We start from the raw sequence: 19659 nt of genomic DNA on the forward strand, positions 1-19659 counted from the left end.
TTTGCCCCGCATGCCGGCGGCAAGTGCAAGATCACCGAAGCGGGGTGGGGTGGGAAACGCCGAACGGGCCGCCCACCCCGGATGGGGTCGGCGGCCCGTTCCCGGTCGGGAAACTGCGGGTCAGCGCTCCGCGGGCGGGGTGTACGCCCGCTCGGGGGACCCGGTGTAGAGCTGCCGGGGGCGGCCGATCTTCGTCTCCGGGTCGTTGATCATCTCGCGCCACTGGGCGATCCAGCCGGGGAGCCGGCCGAGGGCGAAGAGCACCGTGAACATCTTCGTCGGGAAGCCCATGGCCTTGTAGATCAGGCCGGTGTAGAAGTCCACGTTCGGGTAGAGCCGGCGGGACACGAAGAAGTCGTCGGCGAGGGCGATCTCCTCCAGTTGCATCGCGATGTCCAGCAGCGGGTCCGGCTTGGCCATCCGGCCGAGCACGTCCTGGGCGGCCTTCTTCACGATGGCGGCGCGCGGGTCGTAGTTCTTGTAGACCCGGTGGCCGAAGCCCATCAGCTTCACGCCGTCCTGCTTGTCCTTCACCTTGCGGACGAAGGACTGCACGTCGCCGCCGTCGGCCTGGATCTTCTGCAGCATCTCCAGCACGGCCTGGTTGGCCCCGCCGTGCAGCGGCCCGAAGAGCGCGTTCACCCCGGCCGAGACCGAGGCGAAGAGGTTGGCGTTGCTGGAGCCGACCAGCCGCACGGTCGACGTGGAGCAGTTCTGCTCGTGGTCGGCGTGCAGGATGAACAGCATGTCCAGGACCTTGGCCATGACCGGGTCGACCTCGTACGGCTCCGCCGGCACGCCGAACGTCATCCGCAGGAAGTTCTCCACGTAGCCGAGCGAGTTGTCCGGGTACAGCAGCGGCTGACCGATGGACTTCTTGTACGCGTACGAGGCGATGGTGGGGACCTTGGCCATCAGCCGGACCGTGGACATCTCGACGTGGTCGGAGTCGAACGGGTCCAGGCTGTCCTGGTAGAAGGTCGAGATGGCGCTGACGGCCGAGGAGAGCACGGCCATCGGGTGCGCGTCGCGCGGGAAGCCGTCGAAGAACCGGCGCATCTCCTCGTGCAGCAGGGAGTGTCGCCGGATCCGCTCGCTGAACTCGGTCAGCGCCTGCTGGCCGGGCAGCTCGCCGTAGATCAACAGGTAGGAGACCTCCAGGAAGGAGGACTTCTCGGCCAGTTGCTCGATCGGGTAGCCCCGGTACCGCAGGATGCCCGCGTCGCCGTCGATGTAGGTGATCGCGGAGGAGCAGGCCGCGGTGTTGACGAAACCGGGATCGTACGTGGTCATCCCGGTTTCCTTGAGAAGCTTGCTCACGCCGATGCCGGCGGGGCCCTCGACCGCCGACTGCACCGGCATCGACAGCTGCCCACCGGGGTGATCGAGCTTGACTTCCGTCATGTGGTTCCTCGCTTCGCCGGCAGATCTACTTTGAAATTGCCTTCGCTTTTACCGTAAACACGGTTGCGGGGACACCGCCCGCCGTGGTTCGGCGGTGAGGTATGCGTCACCCGGTTCCCGACCTACAGGCGCGGAAACCCGGCGGGCGCGAGGTGGGCGACGAACCCGGGCAAAGCACCAAGAAGACCCCCACCGCGCGTCACGCGTCGGCCGGGGGCCCTTGCCTCGAGGGCCGCGAAACTCTCAGGAAACACTCAGCCGGCGCAGCTCGGCGCCGGGGCCGACCCGGTAGACGTCCAGCCGGTTGGCGCCGGCCCGGAACAGCCGGTCGTCGGGGAGGAGGGCGGCGAACCGCCGCCCGCCGGCGTCGGGCGGCACGACCGGGACGACCGCGCCGATCCGGCCGTTGACCGCGACGGCGAGCAGCGTGCCGTCGCGCACCGCCGCCGGGACGGTGCCCCAGACCAGGGCCGGCAGCTCGCCGGTGTCCGGGTCGACGGCGCGGAACGCGGCGAGGTCGGCGACCCGGGCGGTGCCGCCGGCCGGTCGCTGCCCCACCTCGGTACCGACCAGTGGATGGGGCGACGGTTCAGGCAGCGGTGCCGGCACCCCGCCGGGGAAGCTGACCGGCTCGCCCGGCTGGTCGTAGAAGCGCTTGTCGGCGCGCTCGCGCGGGGCCTGCCGGGCGGAGCGCCCGTCGACGTGCCACGGGATCCGGATGCGGGCGTGGTCGGCGACGGTGGGCAGCAGGTCCACGTGCTCCCAGTTGCGGTCGTCGACCCGCCCGGCCCGCTGGCCGGGCTCCTTGACGAACATCGGCACCCAGGCCACCTGCCCGGCCGCCGCGCGGATGGCGTCCATCCCGCGCCCCTGGAAGCCCTTGTCGAAGCTGACCCCGTGGTCGGCGGTGACCACCACGAGGGCCTTGTCGTACAGGCCCGTGGCGCGCAGGGCGCGCAGCGTCTCGCCGACCAGCCGGTCGGTGTACGCCAGTTGGGCGAGGTGCCGCTGCCGGGCCAGCTCGACCCAGCCCGCGCCGTCGTTGGGCAGGTCGTCCGGGGCGGCGTAGCGGGCCCCCGACGGCAGGAACACCCAGGGCGCGTGCGGCATCAGCAGGTGCAGGAAGTGCAGGGTGGGCCGGCTGGTCGGGCGCAGCCCGGCCAGGAACGTGGTGAACCGGGCCGGCTGGTTGTCGTTGAGGCTGTCCCAGCGGAACTTCGGGTCGGCCGGGACCGGCTCGGCGGCGTCCAGCCCCGCCTCGGCGGCGGTCAGCTCGCGGTACGACTCCTCGGGGTCGACCCGGCTGTCCGCCGGGGCGGTCACCTGGCGCAGCAGCTTCCCGCTCTCCCGGATCAGGGTGCCGAGGCCCTGCCGGGGGCTGGCCGGCTGGTCGCAGCGGCTGGGCGGGCAGAGCCGGGTGATGCTCTCCTGCGCCCGGATGTCGTACAGGCCACCGAGGGCGGTGAACAGGTTGTCCGGGTACTGCGAGTAGTGCGGCGCGACCGGCTCGGCCGGGTACCGGCCGGTGAGCATGGCCGGCAGCGCGTACGGCGTCCAGCCGCTGACCCCGGTGGCGTTGCGGTACCACGTGGAGCCGGCGGCCAGCTCGGCGAAGTGCGGGTAGCGGGCGGCGTCGATCCGGCCGTCGGGGCCGAGCAGGGAGACCAACGGCAGCTCGTCGAGGACCAGCATGACCACCGGTGGATGCTCCCCCGCCGCGGCCACCCCGGCCGTGCCGGCGTGGCCGCGCGGCAGCGCCACCGCCGAGGCCGGTGAGGCGAACAGGAACAGCGCCACGAAGGCCAGCGGCCCGGCCGCGGCCACCCGCAACGCCCGCCCCGGCCCGCGCCACCGCCGGTGCGCGGCGGCCCCGGCCGCGCCCACCACCGCCGCGAGCAGCAGCAGCGGTACGCCCCGCAGCGGCGTGCCGTGCCGGCCCACCTGCACCGCGAGGGCGGCGAGCAGCAGGCCGACGACCCCGGTGTGCACGGCGGCCCGGACGGCTCGGCCGGCCACCCGGCTCGCCGCGCCGAGCAGGGCCACCGGCAGCGTGGGGGCCAGCGCCACCAGCGCCACCAGGGTCAAGACCTCGCCCTGGCTGGCCCGGTGGAACAGGAAGAAGTCGGGGCTGCGGCCCAGCACGTCCAGCATCGGCTGGGTGACCACCAGCCCGACCAGCGCCACCACCTCCAGCAGCCGCTCCCGCTCCGCCCGCCACCCGCCAGGTGGGGCGGTGCGGGCCGGATCGGGGGCCGGTGCGGCCGGGGCGGCCGGCGGAGCCAGGGTCGCGTCAGCCACCCACCACCGCCTGGTACAGCGTGCGGGTGCCCGACGGCAGCTCGGCGCGCCGCTCGATCCGGCACCGGGTGGCCAGCAGCCGGGCGAACTCGTCGGGCCGGTAGTCGCCGAAGAGGCCGGGCGGCCGGTTGGCCAGCAGTCGCCGGGTCATCGGGTCCTCGGGGTGGACGAACTCGACCACCAGCCGGCCGCCCGGGGCGCACGCGGCGGCGAGCTGGTCGACGACCTGGGCCAACGGCACGTTGCGCCCGATCGCCAGGTGGTGCACGACGGCGAGGGCCAGCACCAGGTCGGCCCGCGCCCGGGTGGCGAAGGGGGCCCGCTCGACGCCGCGCCAACCGCCGCCGGGCGACGGGTCGGCCAGGTCCATCACCAGCGGCAGCACCCGCCGCTGGTCCTCGGCGCGCAGCGCGGCGTACAGCTCGTCGACGACGACCGGGTCCTGCTCGACGGCGACGACGTAGCCGGCGTGCCGGGCGGCGATCCGGGCGTACCGGCCGTCGTTGGCGCCCAGGTCGAGCACCAGGCCGGGCGGCGGGCCGGCGGTCAGCGCCGCGGTGACGAAGCGTTCCTTGGCGGCCCGGTCCCCCGCCGAGTACGTGCAGGTGCGCTGGTAGTCGATCCAGTGGCTGGGGGCATGGCGCGGGGCCAGCCGGCGGACCAGCTTCTCGATCCGGCGCACGGTGGCCAGGGCCAACTGCCTGGAGTACCCGGCGGTGCGCAGTTGCGCCCGCACGTCGCTGGTGGTCGCGGCGGCGTGCCGCTGCTGCATCGCGCAGTGCAGGTGCACGTGGGTGGGGACGCCGGGCAGCAGCCGGCGGGTGCCGGTGAACAGCCGGCGCATCTGCTCCGGCGGGATGCCGTCGACCTGGGCGCGCAGCCAGGGCTGGAAGTCCACGCCGAGGTGGGCGGTGAGCAGCAGCGGGTAGAGCAGGGTCTGGCAGAACTGCCGATAGCCGGCCCAGGGCTCGCCGTCACGGGCCGGCTCGAACGAGCCGACGTCGATGAAGACCGGCCGGGCCCCGTGCCACTGGAGGTTGTAGGCCGAGCCGTCCTTCGTGGTGAAGCCGGCGGCCAGCGCCGCGCGCAGGACCTCCAGGTGCAGCAGCGCGGCGTCGCGCAGCATGCCGAACGACCACTCGTACGGGTGGGAGACGAACGGGATGCGCTCGTGGCGCAGCACCGCCGCCCACGGCCCGCCGTCGGGGGCGCGGAACCGGTCCGGGGCGACGGGCTCGGTGCCGCAGACCTTGCCGGCGGCGAGCAACGGCGGGAAGAACTCGCTGGCGGCCAGGGCCCGCCAGTCCTCGGCCGCCCGCGCGTCCAGCCCGCGTAGCACCTGGCCGTCGGCGTAGAAGACGCGGTTGGCCGGGTCGCGGAAGGAGCCCGGCTCGACCCGGACGCCGGTGTCGGGGGTGGTCATGCCGACGGCCCGGCTCAGGGACGGTCGCTGGGCCGGCGGCGGAACCGGGCCGTCAGCCGACGCCAGTAGAGCTTCGCGGCCACCGCCGCTCCGGCCACCCCTCCGACCACCGCCTGCACGATCAGGCTGCCGGATCCCGCGTCCAGGTAGGCCAGGTGTCTCACGGTCGCTCCTTCCCCTCGCCGTCTCGGAGTCAGCTCCCGGCCCCGCCGCGCTGAGGGTTTTCACCCGGAAAGGCCGGACTTGTCTCATTGCCACCGTACGCGACGACCGGCCGCGTCGAGGCCACACCGGCCACTCCGACCGCGTCCGTTCCGTTCAAGACGCCACGCCCGGTCCCGCCGTACCGTCGGCGGCATGACACCTCACTTCGACCTCGTCGGCCTGACGGTCGCCGACATGGCCCGGACCCTCGACTTCTACCGGCGCCTGGGCCTCGACGTCCCGCCCGGCGCGGAGGCCGAGCCGCACGTGGAGTTCACGTTGGCCAACGGCCTGCGGCTGGCCTGGGACACGGTGGAGACGATCCGCGGCTTCGACCCGGGCTGGGCCCCGCCGACCGGCGGCTCCCGGGTCAGCCTCGCGTTCCGCTGCGCCGACCCGGCCGAGGTCGACCGGTGCTGGGCCGAGCTCACCGGGGCCGGCTTCCACGGCCACCTGGCACCGTGGGACGCGGTCTGGGGCCAGCGGTACGCCGTCCTGCACGACCCCGACGGCACCGCCGTCGACCTGTTCGCCCCGCTGCCGGTGAGCTGACCCGGGAGCACCGACGGCCGGGGACTCGACTCAGCCGCGCAGCAGGGCGGCGGGCGGCACCCCGGCCAGTTCGCGGACGTCGCGGGTCAGGTGGGCCTGGTCGGCGTACCCGGCGCGGGCGGCCACCTCGGCCAGCGGCGTCCCGGCCCGGGCCAGGGCGAGCGCCCGGCGCATCCGCAGGATGCGGGCGAGGGTCTTCGGGCCGTACCCGAAGAGGCGCTGGCAGCGGCGGTGCAACGCCCGCGCGCCGAGGCCGACCTCGGCGGCGACCACGCCGACCGGCGCCCCGGCGGCCAGCCGGCCCGCCAGGTGCGCGCCGAGCGGGTCGGGGCCGCCCGCCGCGCGCAGCCGGTCCCGGGCGGCCTCCTCCAGCGCCGCGCCGACGGCCCGCCCGTCGGCCGTCCGCTCGGCGACGGCGGCGGCCGGCCCCCACAGGTCCGCCAGGGGCACCCGCCGGTCCCGCAACTCGTGGGCGGGCACGCCGAACACGGCCGGCCCGGTGCCGGGCGGCAGCCGCAGCCCGACCCAGCGGTCGCCCGCCGCGCTCACCGACAGTTGCGCCGTGCGGTCCGGCCCGGCGACCAACAGCCCCCGCCGCGAGGACCACAGCAGGTCCAGGCACCCGTCGGGCAGCACCCGGGCGACCCCGTCCCGGGTGCCGACGCTCTCCCAGAGCACCGCACCGGCCACCCTGGCTGCGCGTTCCCGGTACACGCCCCGGAGTCTGCCATCCCGTGCGGGCCGAGGCCGTCCGCGAGGCCGACAGGCGCGGGGTCCCGGTCGTCATCACCAGCCGGCGCCCTGTGCGGGTGCCGTGGAGTCCGTGCCCGCCGGCAGAGAAACCGTGAACACGGTATGCCCGGGGCGGCTGGACACCTCGACCCGGCCGTGGTGGGCGTCCACCACGGCCGCCACGATGGCCAGCCCGAGGCCCGTGCTGCCGTGGGCGCGCGAGCGGGAACTGTCGCCCCGGGCGAAGCGCTCGAAGACGTCGTCCCGCAGGTCTGCCGGGACGCCGGGTCCGTCGTCGGTGACGCTGAGCGCCACCGAATCCGGCGCGGGGGCGAGTCGGGTGGTGACGGTGGTCCCCGGCGGGGTGTGCACGCGGGCGTTGGCCAGCAGGTTCGCCACCACCTGGTGCAGCCGGGCGGCGTCGCCCGGCACCACCTGCTCCGCCTCGGGCAGGTCGAGCTGCCAGCGGTGTTCCGGGCCGGCGACGTGCGCGTCGCTGACCGCGTCGACGACCAGCGCGGTCAGGTCCACCGGCTCGACGGCCAGCGGCCGGCCGGAGTCGAGCCGGGCCAGCAGCAGCAGGTCGTCGACGAGGCTGGTCATCCGGGTGCTCTCCGACTCGACCCGGCGCAGGGCGTGCGCGACGTCGGGCGGGACGCGGTCCCGGCCCCGGCGGGCCACCTCGGCGTACCCCCGGATGGCCGCGAGGGGGGTGCGCAGTTCGTGGCTGGCGTCGGCGACGAACTGGCGTACCCGGGTCTCGCTGGCCTGCCGGGCGGCGAGCGCGGCGGCGACGTGCCCGAGCATCCGGTTGAGCGCGCCGCCGACCTGGCCGACCTCGGTGCGGGGGTCGGTGTCGGCGGCCGGGACCCGCACGGACAGCGCCACCTCGCCCCGGTCCAACGGCAGCTCGGTGACCCGGGCGGCGGTGACGGCGACCCGGCGCAGCGGGCGCAGGGTGGCCTGGACGATCAGCGCGCCGAGGCTGCCGGCGACGAGCAGCCCGGCGGCGGCGACCCCGGCCTGGGCCAGCACCATCCACCAGACGGTGTCCTGGACGCCGGCCAGCGGCAGCGCGAAGACCAGCACGTCGCCGGTGCCGCCGACGCCGTCGCCGTCGTTGTCGGGGCCGAGCTGCCGGGCCACCGCCCGGTAGTCGCCCTGGTCGCCGAGGTCCACCGTGCGCGGCCGGCCGTCGGCGGCCAGGCCGGCCAGCCGGGCCGTCGTGTCGGTGGCGAGCGGCTCGTCCGAACCGGTCGAGGTGCGGATCTTCGCCTGGATCACCCGGCCGTCGGTCACCCGGATGGCGATCGAGCCGGTCGGGAATCCGGGGGGCAGGTTCACCCCGCGGGCCAGCGGGGGCAGGGTGCCGGTCGGGGGCCGCCGGTCGCCGCCGGACCGGCGATCGTCGAAGGTGAGCTGGTCGTCGACCTGGGCGACGAGGAAGTGTCGCAGGGCCACCGTGGTCAGCCCGCCGATCCCGATGCTGACCAGGGCGAGCAGCGCCACCACGGCGGCCACCAGCCGGGTACGCAGGGACCAGCCGGCCAGCCAGCGGCGCAGCCGGTCAGTCCGCGGGCTTGAGGACATACCCCGCGCCGCGCAGCGTGTGGATCATCGGCGCCCGGCCGGCGTCGATCTTCTTCCGCAGGTACGAGATGTACAGCTCGACCACGTTGGCCTGCCCGCCGAAGTCGTAGTTCCAGACGTGGTCGAGGATCTGCGCCTTGCTGAGCACCCGACGCGAGTTGCGCATCAGGTACCGCAGCAGCTCGAACTCGGTGGCGGTGAGGGTGATCATCCGGTCGCCGCGGCGCACCTCGTGGCTGTCCTCGTCCAGGCTGAGGTCGCCGACGGTCAGCACGGCGTCCTCCCGGGTGGCGACCGCGAACCCGGAGCGGCGCAGCAGGGCCCGCAGCCGGGCGATCACCTCCTCCAGGCTGAACGGCTTGGTGACGTAGTCGTCGCCGCCGACGGTGAGCCCGGCGATGCGCTCCTCCACCGCGTCCCGGGCGGTCAGGAAGAGCACCGGCACGGTCGGGGTGTGCTCGCGCAGCCGGCGCAGCACCTGGAAGCCGTCCAGGTCGGGCAGCATCACGTCGAGCACCACCGCGTCCGGCTGGAACTGCCGGGCGGCGCTCAGCGCCGTCATCCCGTTGCCCGCGGTGCGGACCTGCCAGCCCTCGTAGCGCAACGCCATCGAGAGCAGGTCGGTGAGCGTGGGCTCGTCGTCGACCACCAGCACCCGGACGGGTTCCCCGTCGGGTCGGCGCAGCTCGATGCGGCCCTGCGCGGCCTGCCCCTCCATGACCATGCCCCCCATCGTGGGACGGACGGCTGTGCCCCACCTCGGCAGACCCTGTGTACCAGCTGTGCGGGACGGCCGGGACGGGACGGCAGACCCCGCGACCTGACCGGCTGCGGCCACGTGCCGATGCGCGACGACCCGGCGCTGGTCGCCTCGGTCATCCCGGCCACCACCGGCGCGGCCCCGGCCTGACGCCAGGACCGGCGGGGCGGATCACGCCGAGCGGGCCACCGGCTCAGGCCCGGCGGTTCACTGCGTCATGCCCAGCGGGTCGGTGCGGACGAAGCGCATGGTCCAGGTGCCGGTGTCGTCCGGGCGGTCGCGCCGGTAGAGGTGGTCGGCGGCCGGCGCCGGGGAGCCGCCGGGGTGGCGCAGCACCCAGCGCTGCGGGGGCGCCCCGTCGGCCCCGGCCGGCACCTGTCGCACCAGGTCGTGCGCGGGCCCGCCGACGAACCGTACGGTCACCTCGGTCATCGCGCCCTCCGTTCTACCGCCGGCGCCCCGGGTCGGCCTTCCCGGTGGAAGCTACCGCACCGCACCGGGCGACGCGGGCGGCGCCGGGCCGACACTTCCGGCGGTTTGCGCTGTTCCGGGGCCGGGTACCGGGGCGGACGTGACGGGACTGCCGCCCACCGACGGTGGCGAGCGAGACGAGGAGCGGTCGATGCGGACGCTGGACGGGCGCTACCAGCTCGAACAGCGCATCGGCATCGGCGGGATGTCGGAGGTGTGGCAGGCCCACGACATCGTGCTCGACCGGCCGGTCGCGGTGAAGCTGATCTCCCCCGGCCGGGACGGACCGGCCTCGGTGGAACGCATCCGCGCCGAGGCCCGCTCCGCCGCGCGGCTGGTGCACCCGAACGTGGCCAGCGTGCACGACTTCGGCACCTCGTCGACGGTGCACGACCGGTCGGCGCCGTACATCGTGATGGAGCTGGCGCAGGGCGAGACGCTCGCCGCGCACCTGCGCGCCGGGCCGCTGGACTGGCGCATCGCGGTGCGGGTCTGCGCCGAGATCGCCGCGGCGCTGGCCGCCGCGCACGCACACGGCATCGTGCACCGCGACGTGAAGCCGGCCAACGTGATACTCACCCCGAGCGGGGTGAAGGTGCTGGACTTCGGCATCGCCACCCCGGCCGGCGTGCCCGACGAGTTGCCGGACGGCATGGTGGTGGGCACGCCCGCGTACCTGGCCCCGGAGCAGTTCGACCGGCGACCCGCCACCCCGGCCGCCGACATGTACGCCCTCGGCGTGCTGCTCTACTACTGCCTCACCGGCCGGCTGCCGTACCCGGCCGACAGCACCAGCGACCTGCTCGGGGCGCGCCGGCGGCAGCCGCCGGCGCCGCTGCCGCCGGTCGACGGCCTGCCGCCGGAGGTGGCCGGGCTCTACGGGCAGCTGATGGCCGACGATCCGGCACACCGGCCGACCAGCCTGATGGCCGCGCTGCTGCTGGCCGAGGCGGTCGACGCCCGGGTGTACGTGCCGATGCTCGGCCCGGCCCGGCCCCGCCAGCGCGACGGGCAGGTGTCCCCGTGGACCGAGCAGGCTGCCGCCGAGGCGACCCAGGCGGCCGCCGGCTGCCGGTCGGCCGGACCGGGCCGCCACCACGCGTCCTGAGTCCCGGCCGCCTGTCGCGGAGCCGGCGACGGTGCCGCCCCGCGACCGTGGCCGTGACGGTGCCGTCCCCGCAGGTAAGGCGGCGTCCACGGCTGGGCCGGAGCGGGGCCGGTGGCCGGGGCCGGGCGGTTTCGCCGGGGCCCGGGCCGGGTAGCCGGGCGGGTGACTGAGGGGGGAACGCGATGCCGGATCCGAGTTCCTGGCTGCACGAGGCCACCGCGACCGCCGCGGGGGGCCACGTCCGAACCGACGACGGGGGGCTGTCCAGCACCCTGGCCTCCCCGCTGGCGCCGCACTGCACGGGCCTGACGCCGGAGCAGCTACTGGCCGCCGCCTTCGCGTCCTGCCTGCACCACGCGGCGGTCGAGGCGGCCGGGGAGATCACCGACGAGGCGCACACCGTGCAGGTGCGCGCCGAGGCCCGGCTGGGCCGCGACGACGACGGACGCTACCGGGCCGACGTGCGCGCCTCCATCTCGTCGGCCGGGCTGAGCCGACAGCAGCTCGCCCAGTTGGTCGAGCACGCCGATCGGCTCTGGCCGTTCTCCAGCGGCGACAGCACCCGCCACCGGCTCACAGTCACCCCGGCGGAGAACGGCGGGCGCTGAACCGCTCCGCCCGGCGCTGCGCTCCTCACCAGCGGAACCCGGCGGTGACCGCGCGGGTTGACCTCCTGCAGGGCGATCAGATCGGCGTCGGAGGCGACGAGCGCGTCCACGGTCGCGGTGCCGCCTCGTCCGATCGGATATTCGATCATCCTCCGAACGAACGAGTCGATCATGCGACCGTGACGGGCCGCGCCTCCCGGGCGAAACACCCGCCTTGTCTCTCCATAACGGTCATGCCTGACATAACCGTTACACCGGGAGAGCCGGTTTGCTGCCTCGCCGGGGGAGATGGCGGGTCAGCATTCCGCGAATTGTGGCGCATGCCACCAACCACCCCGATGGCAAGGCGCGCCGATCTCTCTAGCCTCGGCGGGTGCGTCCCGACGAACCCGCTGAGCAGAAGCAGACCGCCGCCCGACCGGCTGACCGTCCGACCGATGCCGCATCGGCCGGGCGGACGACCGGCCGGCACCGCCGGCCCGAACCGCCGCGCCGCGCCGGCCGCGCGCTGCTCGGGTCGGCCCCGGTGCGTGTGGCCCTGGCCACCGGCGTGACCTGTTGCCTCGGCGTGGCCGCCTTCGCCGGCACCCGGCACGCCGATTCCGACCCTGAGCCGCTCCGCGACACCCTCGCCGACCGGGCGGCGGTCGCCGCCGAGGCCGAGCGGCGCGCCTCCCGTTCCCTCGACCGCGCCCCGGGCGCTGCGGTGACGGTCTCCCCCAGCCCGACGGCGAAGCCCAGCCCCAGCGCCAGCCGGAAGCCGAAGCCGGCCAGGCCGTCGCGCCCCCGCCCGGTCGCCGGTCTCGACCAGCTCCAGATGGACAACGCGAAGATCATCGTGGACGTGGGGCGGGACCTGAAACTGCCCCGCCGGGGCCTGGTGGTGGCGGTTGCCACCGCCATGCAGGAGAGCGACCTGCACAACCTGGCCAGCGACGTGCTGCCCGAGTCCTCCGACTACCCGCACCAGGGCAGCGGCTCCGACCACGACTCGGTCGGGCTGTTCCAGCAGCGACCCAGCAGCGGCTGGGGCAGCATCCGCGACCTGATGCGCCCCGCGTACGCGGCGCGGGTGTTCTACGAGGCGCTGCTGGAGGTGCCCGGCTGGCAGGACATGAGCGTCACCGCCGCCGCCCAGTCCGTGCAGGTCTCGGCGTTCCCCGACGCGTACGCCAGGCACGAGCAGCGGGCCACCGCGGTGGTGGCGGCGCTGGTCTGAGCCGGCTCAGACCAGCCGAATGTCGCGCCCGCCCGGCGGCTCGGCGCCGGCCACCGCCCAGGTGGTGGGCCCCCCGCCGGACGGCACGGACGCGGCGGCCGTCGGCGTGTCGGCGGCCACCGGCTCACCGACCGGCCCGGTGAGGATCTCGTCGACCCGGGTCGCCCGCCGGCGGCGCGCCACCAGGGCGGCCTCGACGTCCCGGCGGGCCCGCACCGCCTCGGCGTACGCCTGCTCGCGGAGCTGCCGGACCTCCTCGCGGGCCGCGTCCAGCTCGACCCGGGCCCGGGCCAGGAGCTCGGCGGCCTCCCGCTCGGCGTCCGGCGGCGACGACCGGCCGGGGCCCGCCCCGGCCGCCTCGGCCCGGCGCCGCTCGACCAGGTCACACAGGCGGGTCGCCTCCTGCCGGATCCGGTCCCACTCGCGGCCCGTCCCGGCGGCAGCCTCCGCCCGCGCGGCGAGCCGGCTCAGCCGGACCGCCAGCTCATCGAGGCAGGAGTCGACCTGCCGCCGGTCGTAGCCGAACTCCACGACGGAGAATCTCATCCTGTCGCCCCCAGGCAGCCGGTGCTACTTCCCACCTGCCGATCCTCGGCGGTGCCGACGCACGCCGAGGGGGTTCGGGAAAATTGTTCGGCATCCGGGCAACGACACCCGCCGCCCGGGGCGCGGGTCAGACCCGCTTGGGCAGCACCACGACGCGGCCGAAGAACTCGTCGATCCGGCGCACCACGTCGTTGAAGTCGTCCAGGTCGATCGGCTTGGTCACGTACGCGTTGGCCTGGAGGGTGTAGCTGCCGACGATGTCGGTGTCGGCGTTGGAGGTGGTGAGCACCACGATCGGGATGGTACGCAGGTCGTCGTCCTGCTTGACCTCGCCGAGCACCTGCCGCCCGTCCATCCGGGGCATGTTCAGGTCGAGCAGGATCACGTCGGGCCGGCGGGCCTCGGTGTGCCGCCCCTCTCGGCGCAGGAACTCCATCGCCTCCTGGCCGTCGCCGACCACATCGATGACCTTGTCGACGTCGGAGTCGACGAGGGCCTCCTCGATCATCAGAACGTCGCCGGGATCGTCGTCCACCACGAGGATACGAACGGGGCCGGGGGTGTTTCCAGCCATCAGTGACCTGCCTCGGGTTGAACGCGGACGGCGACCTCACGATCGCCTGCTGGCGGGGAAATCTAGCCCATCACGGGGCGGACTGCGACCTCGGGTGCGCCGTGTCGGACCGGTACCCCAGCACCTCCGCCAACCCGGTCACCTGCAACACCCGCTCCACCCGCCCGGTGGCCCCGGTGACCCGCAGCCAGCCGCCCCGGGCCGCGGCCCGGTTGTCGCCCCGGACGAACGCGGCGATGCCGGTGGAGTCGCAGAAGGTCAGCTCGGTGAGGTCGACCAGGAGATGCCGCTCCCCCTGGTCGGCCAGCCGGTCGAGGACCGCGTTCAACTCGGGCGCGGTGCTCAGGTCGAGCTCGCCGGCGAGTCGCAGGCACGCCCCGGCGCCGTCCTGCTGGGCGTACGTGACGGTGAACGTCAACGTGGTCCCCCTCGCTTCACCATGGGCAAATGCTTGCAGTGGAGCAAGTATAAGCAGTGCGTCGGGGAGACCCCCGCGGCCCCGCGCGATCATCGCGACCGCAGGCCCGCCCGCGTCGAGCGACGCCCCCGCCGCGGCCGCGGCGGGAAGTTCGCCGGCGACCACCTCGGGCAGCAGGCGCTCGGCGACCGGGCTCAGGTGGCGCACCACGGACACCCCCCGGCACCTGACGGTGACCGGAAACCGCTCATGTGTTCCAATCCTTCCACCCACCCTACGCCGGTGTGCCGGCACCGCCACCCCACCGCCGGCCCGGCCGGCAGCCCCGCGGAAAAGGCGTGATCGTGGTACTCCGCCGGAGACAGCCCGACGCGACGCCGCCGACCATGTCCGTCGATCTCTCCGATCCGGACGCACCCCTCATCCGGGTCGGCGGCGATCTCGCCTTCACCACTGCGGCACCGCTGCTACGCGAGGTGGCGGGCCGGGAGCCTCAGGTGGCGGTCACCGGTTGCAGGCGCGGCCCGTCGGGGCGGCGCTGCGCGTCGCCGGGCGGCGGCTCCGCGTCCTCCGGTGGCCCGGAGCCGGGCGTCTGGAACAGGTAACGGACGAACTCCCCACCCGCCTCGTTGTCGTCCGCCCCGGGCCACTGCCCGGTGCAGTCGACGCCGACCACCTCGCGACCGACGCCGTCGGCCTCCTCCAGCAGGGCCCACAGGCTCACCGGGTAGCACCTGGTCGCCTGTGGCGTGAGCCGCCAGCGGGCGTACCAGCCGGGACGGGCGGGGACAATCTCGACGATCCTCTTCATGACGACCTTCCCTTCCGCGTGTGTCGGAAGTACTCCGGTCCGCCCCGATCATGGAGCCCGGGCGGGTGAGCCTGGCTCACCCGCCCGGGATGACGCGGCCGGCCGTCCGGCCCGCCCCTCGGCCGCCCCGCTTCTGCCGGGGGCGCGACCCGTTTCGGCCCCGACCAGGCCGGGAAGGCGGTCGAGACAACGGACCGGAGAAGGGCGAGGTGTGCCATGCGTAAGCAGATGGAGGGTGACAACCAGCGCCGCCGGGCGCTGGCCCGGCAGGCCCGCGAGCGCGGCCGGCAGGCCAGTGAGACCGGTGCGAGCCTCAGCGCGTCCAAACAGCTCACGCACCTGGACCGGGGCAAGCGCGCCGGGCCGCCGCCGGCCGGCCGGCACAAGCCCGACAGCACCCGGGGCGGGCCGGCCCCGCCGCCGGCCGCCCCCGCGCCGGCCACCCCGTCGCAGCCGCGCGCGCGGCGCGGCCCCGCCGGGGCGCCGGGGGCCGTCGGCGTGGGCTACCGGGAACTGGTCGACGACGTCGGCCGGCGGGCCGGCGTCGACTTCCGCACCGCCAAGGTGGCGGCCGAGGCGACCGTGCTGACTCTGGCCTGGGCGCTGGACCAGGCCGCCCGGGAGCGGCTGCTGACGGCGGTGCCGGTGTCGCTGCACGACGTGGTCCCGGTGGACGGCATCGAGCGCCACCACGACCTGCCCGGCTTCCTCGCCGAGGTGGCCCGGCTCAGCGGCCGTACCCCGGAGCAGGCCCGCTACCAGGCGGAGGCGACGCTCGCCGCGCTGGCCGAGCGGGACGGCGACCTGCTCGCCTCCCTGCACGTACCGGACGGGCTACGCGACCTGCTCGGCCCGGCGGCCGGCGGTTGAGCGCGCGGGCCGGCGGGCGCGCCTGCCGCCGGCCCGCCGCCGCCAGGTGCGGGCCCGGCCGGACGGCGGCTACGGTGCCGGGATGCACTCCGCCGCCGACGGCCCGCTGCTGGTGGTCGACCCGGCCCGGCGCACCGGGCGCACCCTGCTCGCGGGCGGGGTGGCCCAGTCGTACGTCGACGTGGCCGACCCCCGACACCTGCACTTCGAGTACGTCCGCCGAATGGCCGCCGTGGTCGACCTGGCGGCGCCGCCCGGCGTCCCGGTCGACGCGCTGCACCTCGGCGGGGGCGCGTTGACCCTGCCCCGGTACGTCGGGGTGACCCGGCCGGGCTCCGCCCAGCTCGTGGTGGAGCGGGACGCCGCCGTGGTCGAGCTGGTCCGCCGCGAGCTGCCCGCGCCTCCGCCGGGGGTACGCCTCGAACTCGCCGACGCCCGCGAGGCGGTGACCGGGGCCCCGCCGGGCGGGTACGACCTGGTGCTCGCCGACGTGTACCGGGCGGCCCGGATGCCGGGGCACGTGGCCAGCGTGGAGTTCGCCGCCGAGGCGGCTCGGGTACTGCGCCCGGACGGGATCCTGCTGGTCAACGTCACCGACCTGCCGCCGTTGGTGTTCACCCGGGCGAGGGTGGCCACGCTGCGGGCCGTCTTCGCCGAGGTGTGCCTGGTCGCCGACCGGCGGATGCTGCGGGGGCGGCGCTACGGCAACGTGGTGCTCGCCGCCGCCGGCCGGGCGGGACGGCTGCCGGCCAACCGGCTGGCCGCGCGGGCGGCCCGCGACCCGGTCCCGGGGCAGGTGCTGCACGGGTCGGCGCTCGACGAGTTCGTCGGCGGGGCCCGCCCGGGCACGGACGCCTCCCTCGGTGTCTCCTGAGCCGCGCCCCGGGCGCGGACGGGTTTCCGGCCCGGCGGCGGGGGTAGCCGCGCCGGATGAGCGACGCCGACGACAGGGTCACCGCCCGGCGGGCCGCGATCGTCATCGGCCTGGTGCTGGCCACCCTGCTCGGGCTGGCCCTGATCTGGGCCACCCGGCGGGTGCTGGTCTGGGCCGTGGTCGCCGCGTTCTTCGCCGTCGCGCTGAAGCCCCTGGTCGACGGCGCGCAACGGCGCTTCGTGCGGCGCCGCGCGCTGGCCACCCTGGTCGTCTTCCTGGCCGCGTTCGGGGTGCTCGCCGCGCTGACCGCCGTGATCTTCCTGCCGCTGGTGGACGAGTTGGGCCGGTTCGCCGAACGGGCCCCGGACCTGCTGCGGGAGACCCGCGCGGGGCGGGGGCCAGCCGGCGAGGCGCTGGAGCGGCTGCGGCTGCGGCGGTACCTCGACGGCCACTCCGACCAGATCCAGCAGTACGGCAGCCGGTTGCGCGAACCGAGCGTCGGGCTGGTCCGGCGCGTGCTGGAGGCCCTCGCCGGGGTGCTCACCGTCATCGTGCTGGCGTACCTCATGGTGCTGGAGGCACCGAAGATCACCGCGGGCGTGACCGCTCTGCTCAGCGACCGGGCGGCCCGCCGGGCCCGGCGGATCGGCCGGGGCGTGTCCCGGGTGATCACCGGCTACCTGACCGGGAACCTGCTGATCAGCGTGATCTGCGGCGTCCTCACCTTCCTGGTGCTCATCCTGACCGGGGTGCCGTTCGCCGGGGTGATCGCGCTGCTGGTGGCGATCGCCGACCTGGTGCCCCTGGTCGGCGCGACGTTGGGGGCGATCCTCGCGGGCGGCGCCGGGTTCCTGCACTCCCCCACCGCCGGGATCGTGGTGCTGGTGTTCTTCGTGGTCTACCAGCAGGTGGAGAACCACCTGCTGCAACCGGTGATCATGGCCCGGGCGGTCCGGCTGAACCCGTTGACCGTGCTGGCCAGCGTCCTGTTCGCGGCGGAGCTGGCCGGCCTGGTCGGCGCGCTGCTGGCCGTCCCGGCCGCCGGGATCGGGCAGCTCCTGCTGCGCGAGTTCTGGCCAAGGGGCCGCCGCCCGCGACCGGCCGGGGACCGGTGATCCGCCGCGGCGGCGGAAGACGGTTCACCCCCGCGCGCCGTCGGCCCTCAGCCGCGCCGGGCCGGGACCTCCGGCGACGAGCTCTCCAGCGGCACCGCGTTGGCCGGGACCAGGCCGAGTTGCACGGCCGGGCGGGGCAGGGTGGCGTCGAGCAGCCAGTCCGCGCCGACGCGGGCCCGGTTGCCCGGCATGGCCAGCAGGTGGTAGCCGCGGGTCACGGCCTTGGCCGGCAGCCCGGACAGCGACACCTTCAGCGGGTTCGCCGCGGCGTCCTTGCCGCCGAGGTCGACCACCCAGCCCAGGTCGTGGTGCTTGTACGGCCGGCGCCGGCCCTGCCCGTAGGAGGCGGCGATGTTGTGGGCGGCGAGTTTGCCCTGACGCTGGGCGTGTTGGGCGGTCATGGTGCACACCTGCCCGGGGCGGGTCAGGTCGGGCACCGCGGCGGCGTCGCCGCAGGCGTACACCTCGGGGAAGCCGGGGACGGTGAGGTACTCGTCGACCACCAGGCGGCCCTTCTCGGTGCGCAGGCCGAGCTCGGCGACGAACGGGTCGGGGCGCACCCCGACGCACCAGACCAGGCTGCACGTGGCCACGCACTCCCCGTCGGTCAGCCGCACCCCGTCGAACGTGGCCTCCGCCACCGAGGTGCCCATCCGCACGTCGACGCCGCGCCGACGCAGCACCCGGTCGGCGGTCGCGGACATCCGCTGGTCAAGTTCGGGCAGCACCCGGGGGGCCACGTCGAGCAGCATCCAGCGGGGCCGGACGCCCAGGTGCGGGCGCTGGGCGACCAGCCGGTCGGTGAAGAGCTGGCCGTGCGCGGCCACCTCGGTCCCGGTGTAGCCGGCGCCGACCACCACGAAGGTGGTGCGGGCCCGCTGCTCGGCCGGGTCGTCGGTCAGCTCGGCCAGCTCGATCTGGCGTACCACGTGGTCGTGCAGGTAGAGCGCCTCGGGCAGGCCGCGGAAGCCGTGGGCGTACTCGGTGACGCCGGGAATGGGCAGCAGCTTGTTGACGCTGCCGACGGCGAGCACCAGGCGGTCGTAGGCGAGCCGGCCCTGGTCGCCCTCCGGCATCGTGTAGCCGACCCAGCGGTTCTGCAGGTCGATCCGGTCGGCCTCGCCGACGACCACCCGCACGCCGTCGAGGGTGCCGCTGAGCGGCACCGAGACCCGTCCGGGCTCGACCACCCCGGCCGCCACCTCGGGCAGCAGCGGCAGGTAGAGGAAGTAGTCGGTCGAGTTCAGCAGGACGATCTCGGCCCGGCTCCGGGCGAGCCCGCTCAACGTCTTCGCCGCGTGGTAACCGGCGAACCCGGCCCCCACGATCACCACCCGAGGCTTCGTCATGGGGAGTGCCGTTCCCGCCGCCGGCCCGGGCAAACGTCAGGGGTCGGTCCGGCTGGAGCCGGACGTGGGCGGGCCGGACGGAGCGGTCCCGCACGCGGGACTCGGCCTCGAACAGGTCGGCGAAGTCGGCCGCGACGGCGAGCCGCAGCTCGACCCCGTCCGGGGGTCACCGACGGGCTCAGGTCGGGTCGGGTGCGGTGATCGCCCACCGCTCGTGGTCCCGCCACGCCCCGTCGATGAACAGGTAGTCCGGCGAGTAGCCCTCCAGCCGGAAGCCGAGCTTGCGGGCGATCCGCCGGGACGGCTCGTTGCCCGGCTGGATGTTCGCCTCCAGCCGGTGCAGGCCCAACACGTCGAACGCGTGCCGCACCACCAGGCCGATCCCGGCCGACGCGTGCCCGGTGCCGCTGTACGGCAGGAACGCCGCGTAGCCGAGGTAGCCGCCGCGCAACGCGCCGAGGAGGATGCCGCTGATGTTGACGTACCCGGCGATCGCCCCGCCGGCCCGGTCGCAGATCAGGTACCCGGAGTGGTTCCGGCGCCGGATCCAGCCCAGGTACGTGGCGTACGCCTCCGGGGTGTCCGGGGCCGACAGCCACGGGTGGTGCAGCGGCCGGCTACGCCGGGCGGCGGCGACGAACTCGGCCTCGTCGGAAGGTCGGGGTCGGCGGATCGCGGCGAGCCCACCGGTGCTCAGGTATCTCACGGCCAACCACTCTGACCGGCGGAGCGG

Annotated in this window: 20 protein-coding genes and 1 pseudogene; 7 read left to right on the forward strand and 14 right to left on the reverse strand. The window is 75.2% G+C overall.

Going from position 1 to position 19659, the window contains the following annotated elements; all coding sequences use genetic code 11:
• Window positions 1–120: 120 nt before the first annotated feature.
• The 4 genes from C5N14_RS09790 to C5N14_RS32060 all read right to left on the reverse strand — a co-directional run bounded on the left by C5N14_RS09790 (window position 121) and on the right by C5N14_RS32060 (window position 5289).
• The gene (locus tag C5N14_RS09790) at window positions 121–1404 is read right to left on the reverse strand and encodes a citrate synthase (RefSeq protein WP_117667659.1); all 1284 of its coding nucleotides are present in this window, start codon (window positions 1402–1404) and stop codon (window positions 121–123) included.
• A gap of 243 nt (window positions 1405–1647) precedes the next feature.
• On the reverse strand, window positions 1648–3702 hold the full coding sequence (locus C5N14_RS09795; protein WP_371685820.1) for a sulfatase-like hydrolase/transferase: 2055 nt from the start codon (window positions 3700–3702) through the stop codon (window positions 1648–1650).
• Complete coding sequence (locus C5N14_RS09800; RefSeq protein ID WP_117667661.1) at window positions 3695–5125, reverse strand: bifunctional 2-polyprenyl-6-hydroxyphenol methylase/3-demethylubiquinol 3-O-methyltransferase UbiG; 1431 nt, start codon at window positions 5123–5125, stop codon at window positions 3695–3697. Before C5N14_RS09800 ends, C5N14_RS09795 begins: the two co-directional genes overlap by 8 nt.
• A gap of 14 nt (window positions 5126–5139) precedes the next feature.
• The gene (locus tag C5N14_RS32060) at window positions 5140–5289 is read right to left on the reverse strand and encodes a hypothetical protein (RefSeq protein WP_165878063.1); all 150 of its coding nucleotides are present in this window, start codon (window positions 5287–5289) and stop codon (window positions 5140–5142) included.
• 193 nt (window positions 5290–5482) lie between these two features.
• Here C5N14_RS32060 and C5N14_RS09805 point away from each other — a divergent pair, with 193 nt between their 5' ends.
• Complete coding sequence (locus tag C5N14_RS09805) at window positions 5483–5881, forward strand: VOC family protein (protein ID WP_117667663.1); 399 nt, start codon at window positions 5483–5485, stop codon at window positions 5879–5881.
• Between the two features lie 30 nt (window positions 5882–5911).
• Here C5N14_RS09805 and C5N14_RS09810 read toward each other — a convergent pair whose 3' ends face one another.
• The 4 genes from C5N14_RS09810 to C5N14_RS09830 all read right to left on the reverse strand — a co-directional run bounded on the left by C5N14_RS09810 (window position 5912) and on the right by C5N14_RS09830 (window position 9395).
• Window positions 5912–6595 (reverse strand): helix-turn-helix transcriptional regulator, encoded by a 684-nt coding sequence (locus C5N14_RS09810; protein ID WP_117667665.1) that lies wholly within the window; start codon window positions 6593–6595, stop codon window positions 5912–5914.
• 72 nt (window positions 6596–6667) lie between these two features.
• Complete coding sequence (locus C5N14_RS09815) at window positions 6668–8203, reverse strand: cell wall metabolism sensor histidine kinase WalK (protein ID WP_117667667.1); 1536 nt, start codon at window positions 8201–8203, stop codon at window positions 6668–6670.
• Window positions 8181–8921 carry a response regulator transcription factor gene (locus tag C5N14_RS09820; RefSeq protein ID WP_117667793.1) on the reverse strand — a complete coding sequence of 247 codons (741 nt, stop codon included), beginning with the start codon at window positions 8919–8921 and terminating at the stop codon, window positions 8181–8183. The genes C5N14_RS09815 and C5N14_RS09820 overlap by 23 nt, the downstream gene beginning before the upstream one ends.
• Window positions 8922–9170: 249 nt before the next feature.
• Complete coding sequence (locus C5N14_RS09830) at window positions 9171–9395, reverse strand: hypothetical protein (RefSeq protein WP_117667669.1); 225 nt, start codon at window positions 9393–9395, stop codon at window positions 9171–9173.
• Window positions 9396–9585: 190 nt separating this feature from the next.
• Between C5N14_RS09830 and C5N14_RS09835 the strand changes: the two genes are divergently transcribed.
• The 3 genes from C5N14_RS09835 to C5N14_RS09845 all read left to right on the forward strand — a co-directional run bounded on the left by C5N14_RS09835 (window position 9586) and on the right by C5N14_RS09845 (window position 12369).
• Window positions 9586–10542: a serine/threonine-protein kinase gene (locus C5N14_RS09835; protein WP_117667795.1), complete on the forward strand. Its 957-nt coding sequence runs from the start codon at window positions 9586–9588 to the stop codon at window positions 10540–10542.
• A 182-nt stretch (window positions 10543–10724) separates the two neighbouring features.
• Complete coding sequence (locus tag C5N14_RS09840) at window positions 10725–11150, forward strand: OsmC family protein (protein WP_117667671.1); 426 nt, start codon at window positions 10725–10727, stop codon at window positions 11148–11150.
• A gap of 373 nt (window positions 11151–11523) precedes the next feature.
• Complete coding sequence (locus tag C5N14_RS09845; RefSeq protein WP_165878064.1) at window positions 11524–12369, forward strand: hypothetical protein; 846 nt, start codon at window positions 11524–11526, stop codon at window positions 12367–12369.
• A gap of 6 nt (window positions 12370–12375) precedes the next feature.
• Here the strand turns inward: C5N14_RS09845 and C5N14_RS09850 are convergent, their stop codons facing one another.
• The 4 genes from C5N14_RS09850 to C5N14_RS09870 form a co-directional block, all read right to left on the reverse strand.
• Complete coding sequence (locus C5N14_RS09850) at window positions 12376–12915, reverse strand: ATPase (RefSeq protein WP_117667673.1); 540 nt, start codon at window positions 12913–12915, stop codon at window positions 12376–12378.
• Window positions 12916–13042: 127 nt separating this feature from the next.
• Window positions 13043–13489 carry a response regulator gene (locus C5N14_RS09855; RefSeq protein ID WP_117667675.1) on the reverse strand — a complete coding sequence of 149 codons (447 nt, stop codon included), beginning with the start codon at window positions 13487–13489 and terminating at the stop codon, window positions 13043–13045.
• A 70-nt stretch (window positions 13490–13559) separates the two neighbouring features.
• Complete coding sequence (locus C5N14_RS09860; RefSeq protein ID WP_117667677.1) at window positions 13560–13907, reverse strand: STAS domain-containing protein; 348 nt, start codon at window positions 13905–13907, stop codon at window positions 13560–13562.
• Between the two features lie 493 nt (window positions 13908–14400).
• A complete protein-coding gene (locus C5N14_RS09870) occupies window positions 14401–14718 on the reverse strand; it encodes a hypothetical protein (RefSeq protein ID WP_117667679.1) in 318 nt (105 codons plus the stop codon).
• A 216-nt stretch (window positions 14719–14934) separates the two neighbouring features.
• Here C5N14_RS09870 and C5N14_RS09875 point away from each other — a divergent pair.
• The 3 genes and pseudogenes from C5N14_RS09875 to C5N14_RS09885 form a co-directional block, all read left to right on the forward strand.
• Window positions 14935–15585: pseudogene (locus C5N14_RS09875) on the forward strand (DUF2267 domain-containing protein); the annotation flags it as partial.
• Window positions 15586–15670: 85 nt separating this feature from the next.
• Window positions 15671–16462, forward strand: coding sequence for a spermidine synthase (locus C5N14_RS09880; protein WP_117667797.1), 792 nt, complete (start codon window positions 15671–15673; stop codon window positions 16460–16462).
• Window positions 16463–16518: 56 nt separating this feature from the next.
• Window positions 16519–17577: an AI-2E family transporter gene (locus tag C5N14_RS09885; RefSeq protein WP_117667683.1), complete on the forward strand. Its 1059-nt coding sequence runs from the start codon at window positions 16519–16521 to the stop codon at window positions 17575–17577.
• 47 nt (window positions 17578–17624) lie between these two features.
• On the opposite strand, the gene C5N14_RS09890 is transcribed toward C5N14_RS09885, so the two are convergent.
• Complete coding sequence (locus C5N14_RS09890) at window positions 17625–18926, reverse strand: NAD(P)/FAD-dependent oxidoreductase (protein ID WP_117667685.1); 1302 nt, start codon at window positions 18924–18926, stop codon at window positions 17625–17627.
• 178 nt (window positions 18927–19104) lie between these two features.
• Window positions 19105–19632 (reverse strand): GNAT family N-acetyltransferase, encoded by a 528-nt coding sequence (locus C5N14_RS09895; protein ID WP_243639367.1) that lies wholly within the window; start codon window positions 19630–19632, stop codon window positions 19105–19107.
• Window positions 19633–19659 lie beyond the last annotated feature (27 nt).

The organism is Micromonospora sp. MW-13 (assembly GCF_003434305.1).
GTDB lineage: Bacteria > Actinomycetota > Actinomycetes > Mycobacteriales > Micromonosporaceae > Micromonospora.

Bases quoted from the DNA above. Each gene is read 5' to 3' on its own strand.
- C5N14_RS09850 (WP_117667673.1), bottom strand. From the start codon at position 12,915: ATGAGATTCTCCGTCGTGGAGTTCGGCTACGACCGGCGGCAGGTCGAC.
- C5N14_RS09830 (WP_117667669.1), bottom strand. From the start codon at position 9,395: ATGACCGAGGTGACCGTACGGTTCGTCGGCGGGCCCGCGCACGACCTG.
- C5N14_RS09840 (WP_117667671.1), top strand. From the start codon at position 10,725: ATGCCGGATCCGAGTTCCTGGCTGCACGAGGCCACCGCGACCGCCGCG.
- C5N14_RS09870 (WP_117667679.1), bottom strand. From the start codon at position 14,718: ATGAAGAGGATCGTCGAGATTGTCCCCGCCCGTCCCGGCTGGTACGCC.
- C5N14_RS09855 (WP_117667675.1), bottom strand. From the start codon at position 13,489: ATGGCTGGAAACACCCCCGGCCCCGTTCGTATCCTCGTGGTGGACGAC.
- C5N14_RS09890 (WP_117667685.1), bottom strand. From the start codon at position 18,926: ATGACGAAGCCTCGGGTGGTGATCGTGGGGGCCGGGTTCGCCGGTTAC.
- C5N14_RS09835 (WP_117667795.1), top strand. From the start codon at position 9,586: ATGCGGACGCTGGACGGGCGCTACCAGCTCGAACAGCGCATCGGCATC.
- C5N14_RS09880 (WP_117667797.1), top strand. From the start codon at position 15,671: ATGCACTCCGCCGCCGACGGCCCGCTGCTGGTGGTCGACCCGGCCCGG.
- C5N14_RS09805 (WP_117667663.1), top strand. From the start codon at position 5,483: ATGACACCTCACTTCGACCTCGTCGGCCTGACGGTCGCCGACATGGCC.
- C5N14_RS09885 (WP_117667683.1), top strand. From the start codon at position 16,519: ATGAGCGACGCCGACGACAGGGTCACCGCCCGGCGGGCCGCGATCGTC.
- C5N14_RS09790 (WP_117667659.1), bottom strand. From the start codon at position 1,404: ATGACGGAAGTCAAGCTCGATCACCCCGGTGGGCAGCTGTCGATGCCG.
- C5N14_RS09800 (WP_117667661.1), bottom strand. From the start codon at position 5,125: ATGACCACCCCCGACACCGGCGTCCGGGTCGAGCCGGGCTCCTTCCGC.
- C5N14_RS09815 (WP_117667667.1), bottom strand. From the start codon at position 8,203: ATGTCCTCAAGCCCGCGGACTGACCGGCTGCGCCGCTGGCTGGCCGGC.
- C5N14_RS09820 (WP_117667793.1), bottom strand. From the start codon at position 8,921: ATGGAGGGGCAGGCCGCGCAGGGCCGCATCGAGCTGCGCCGACCCGAC.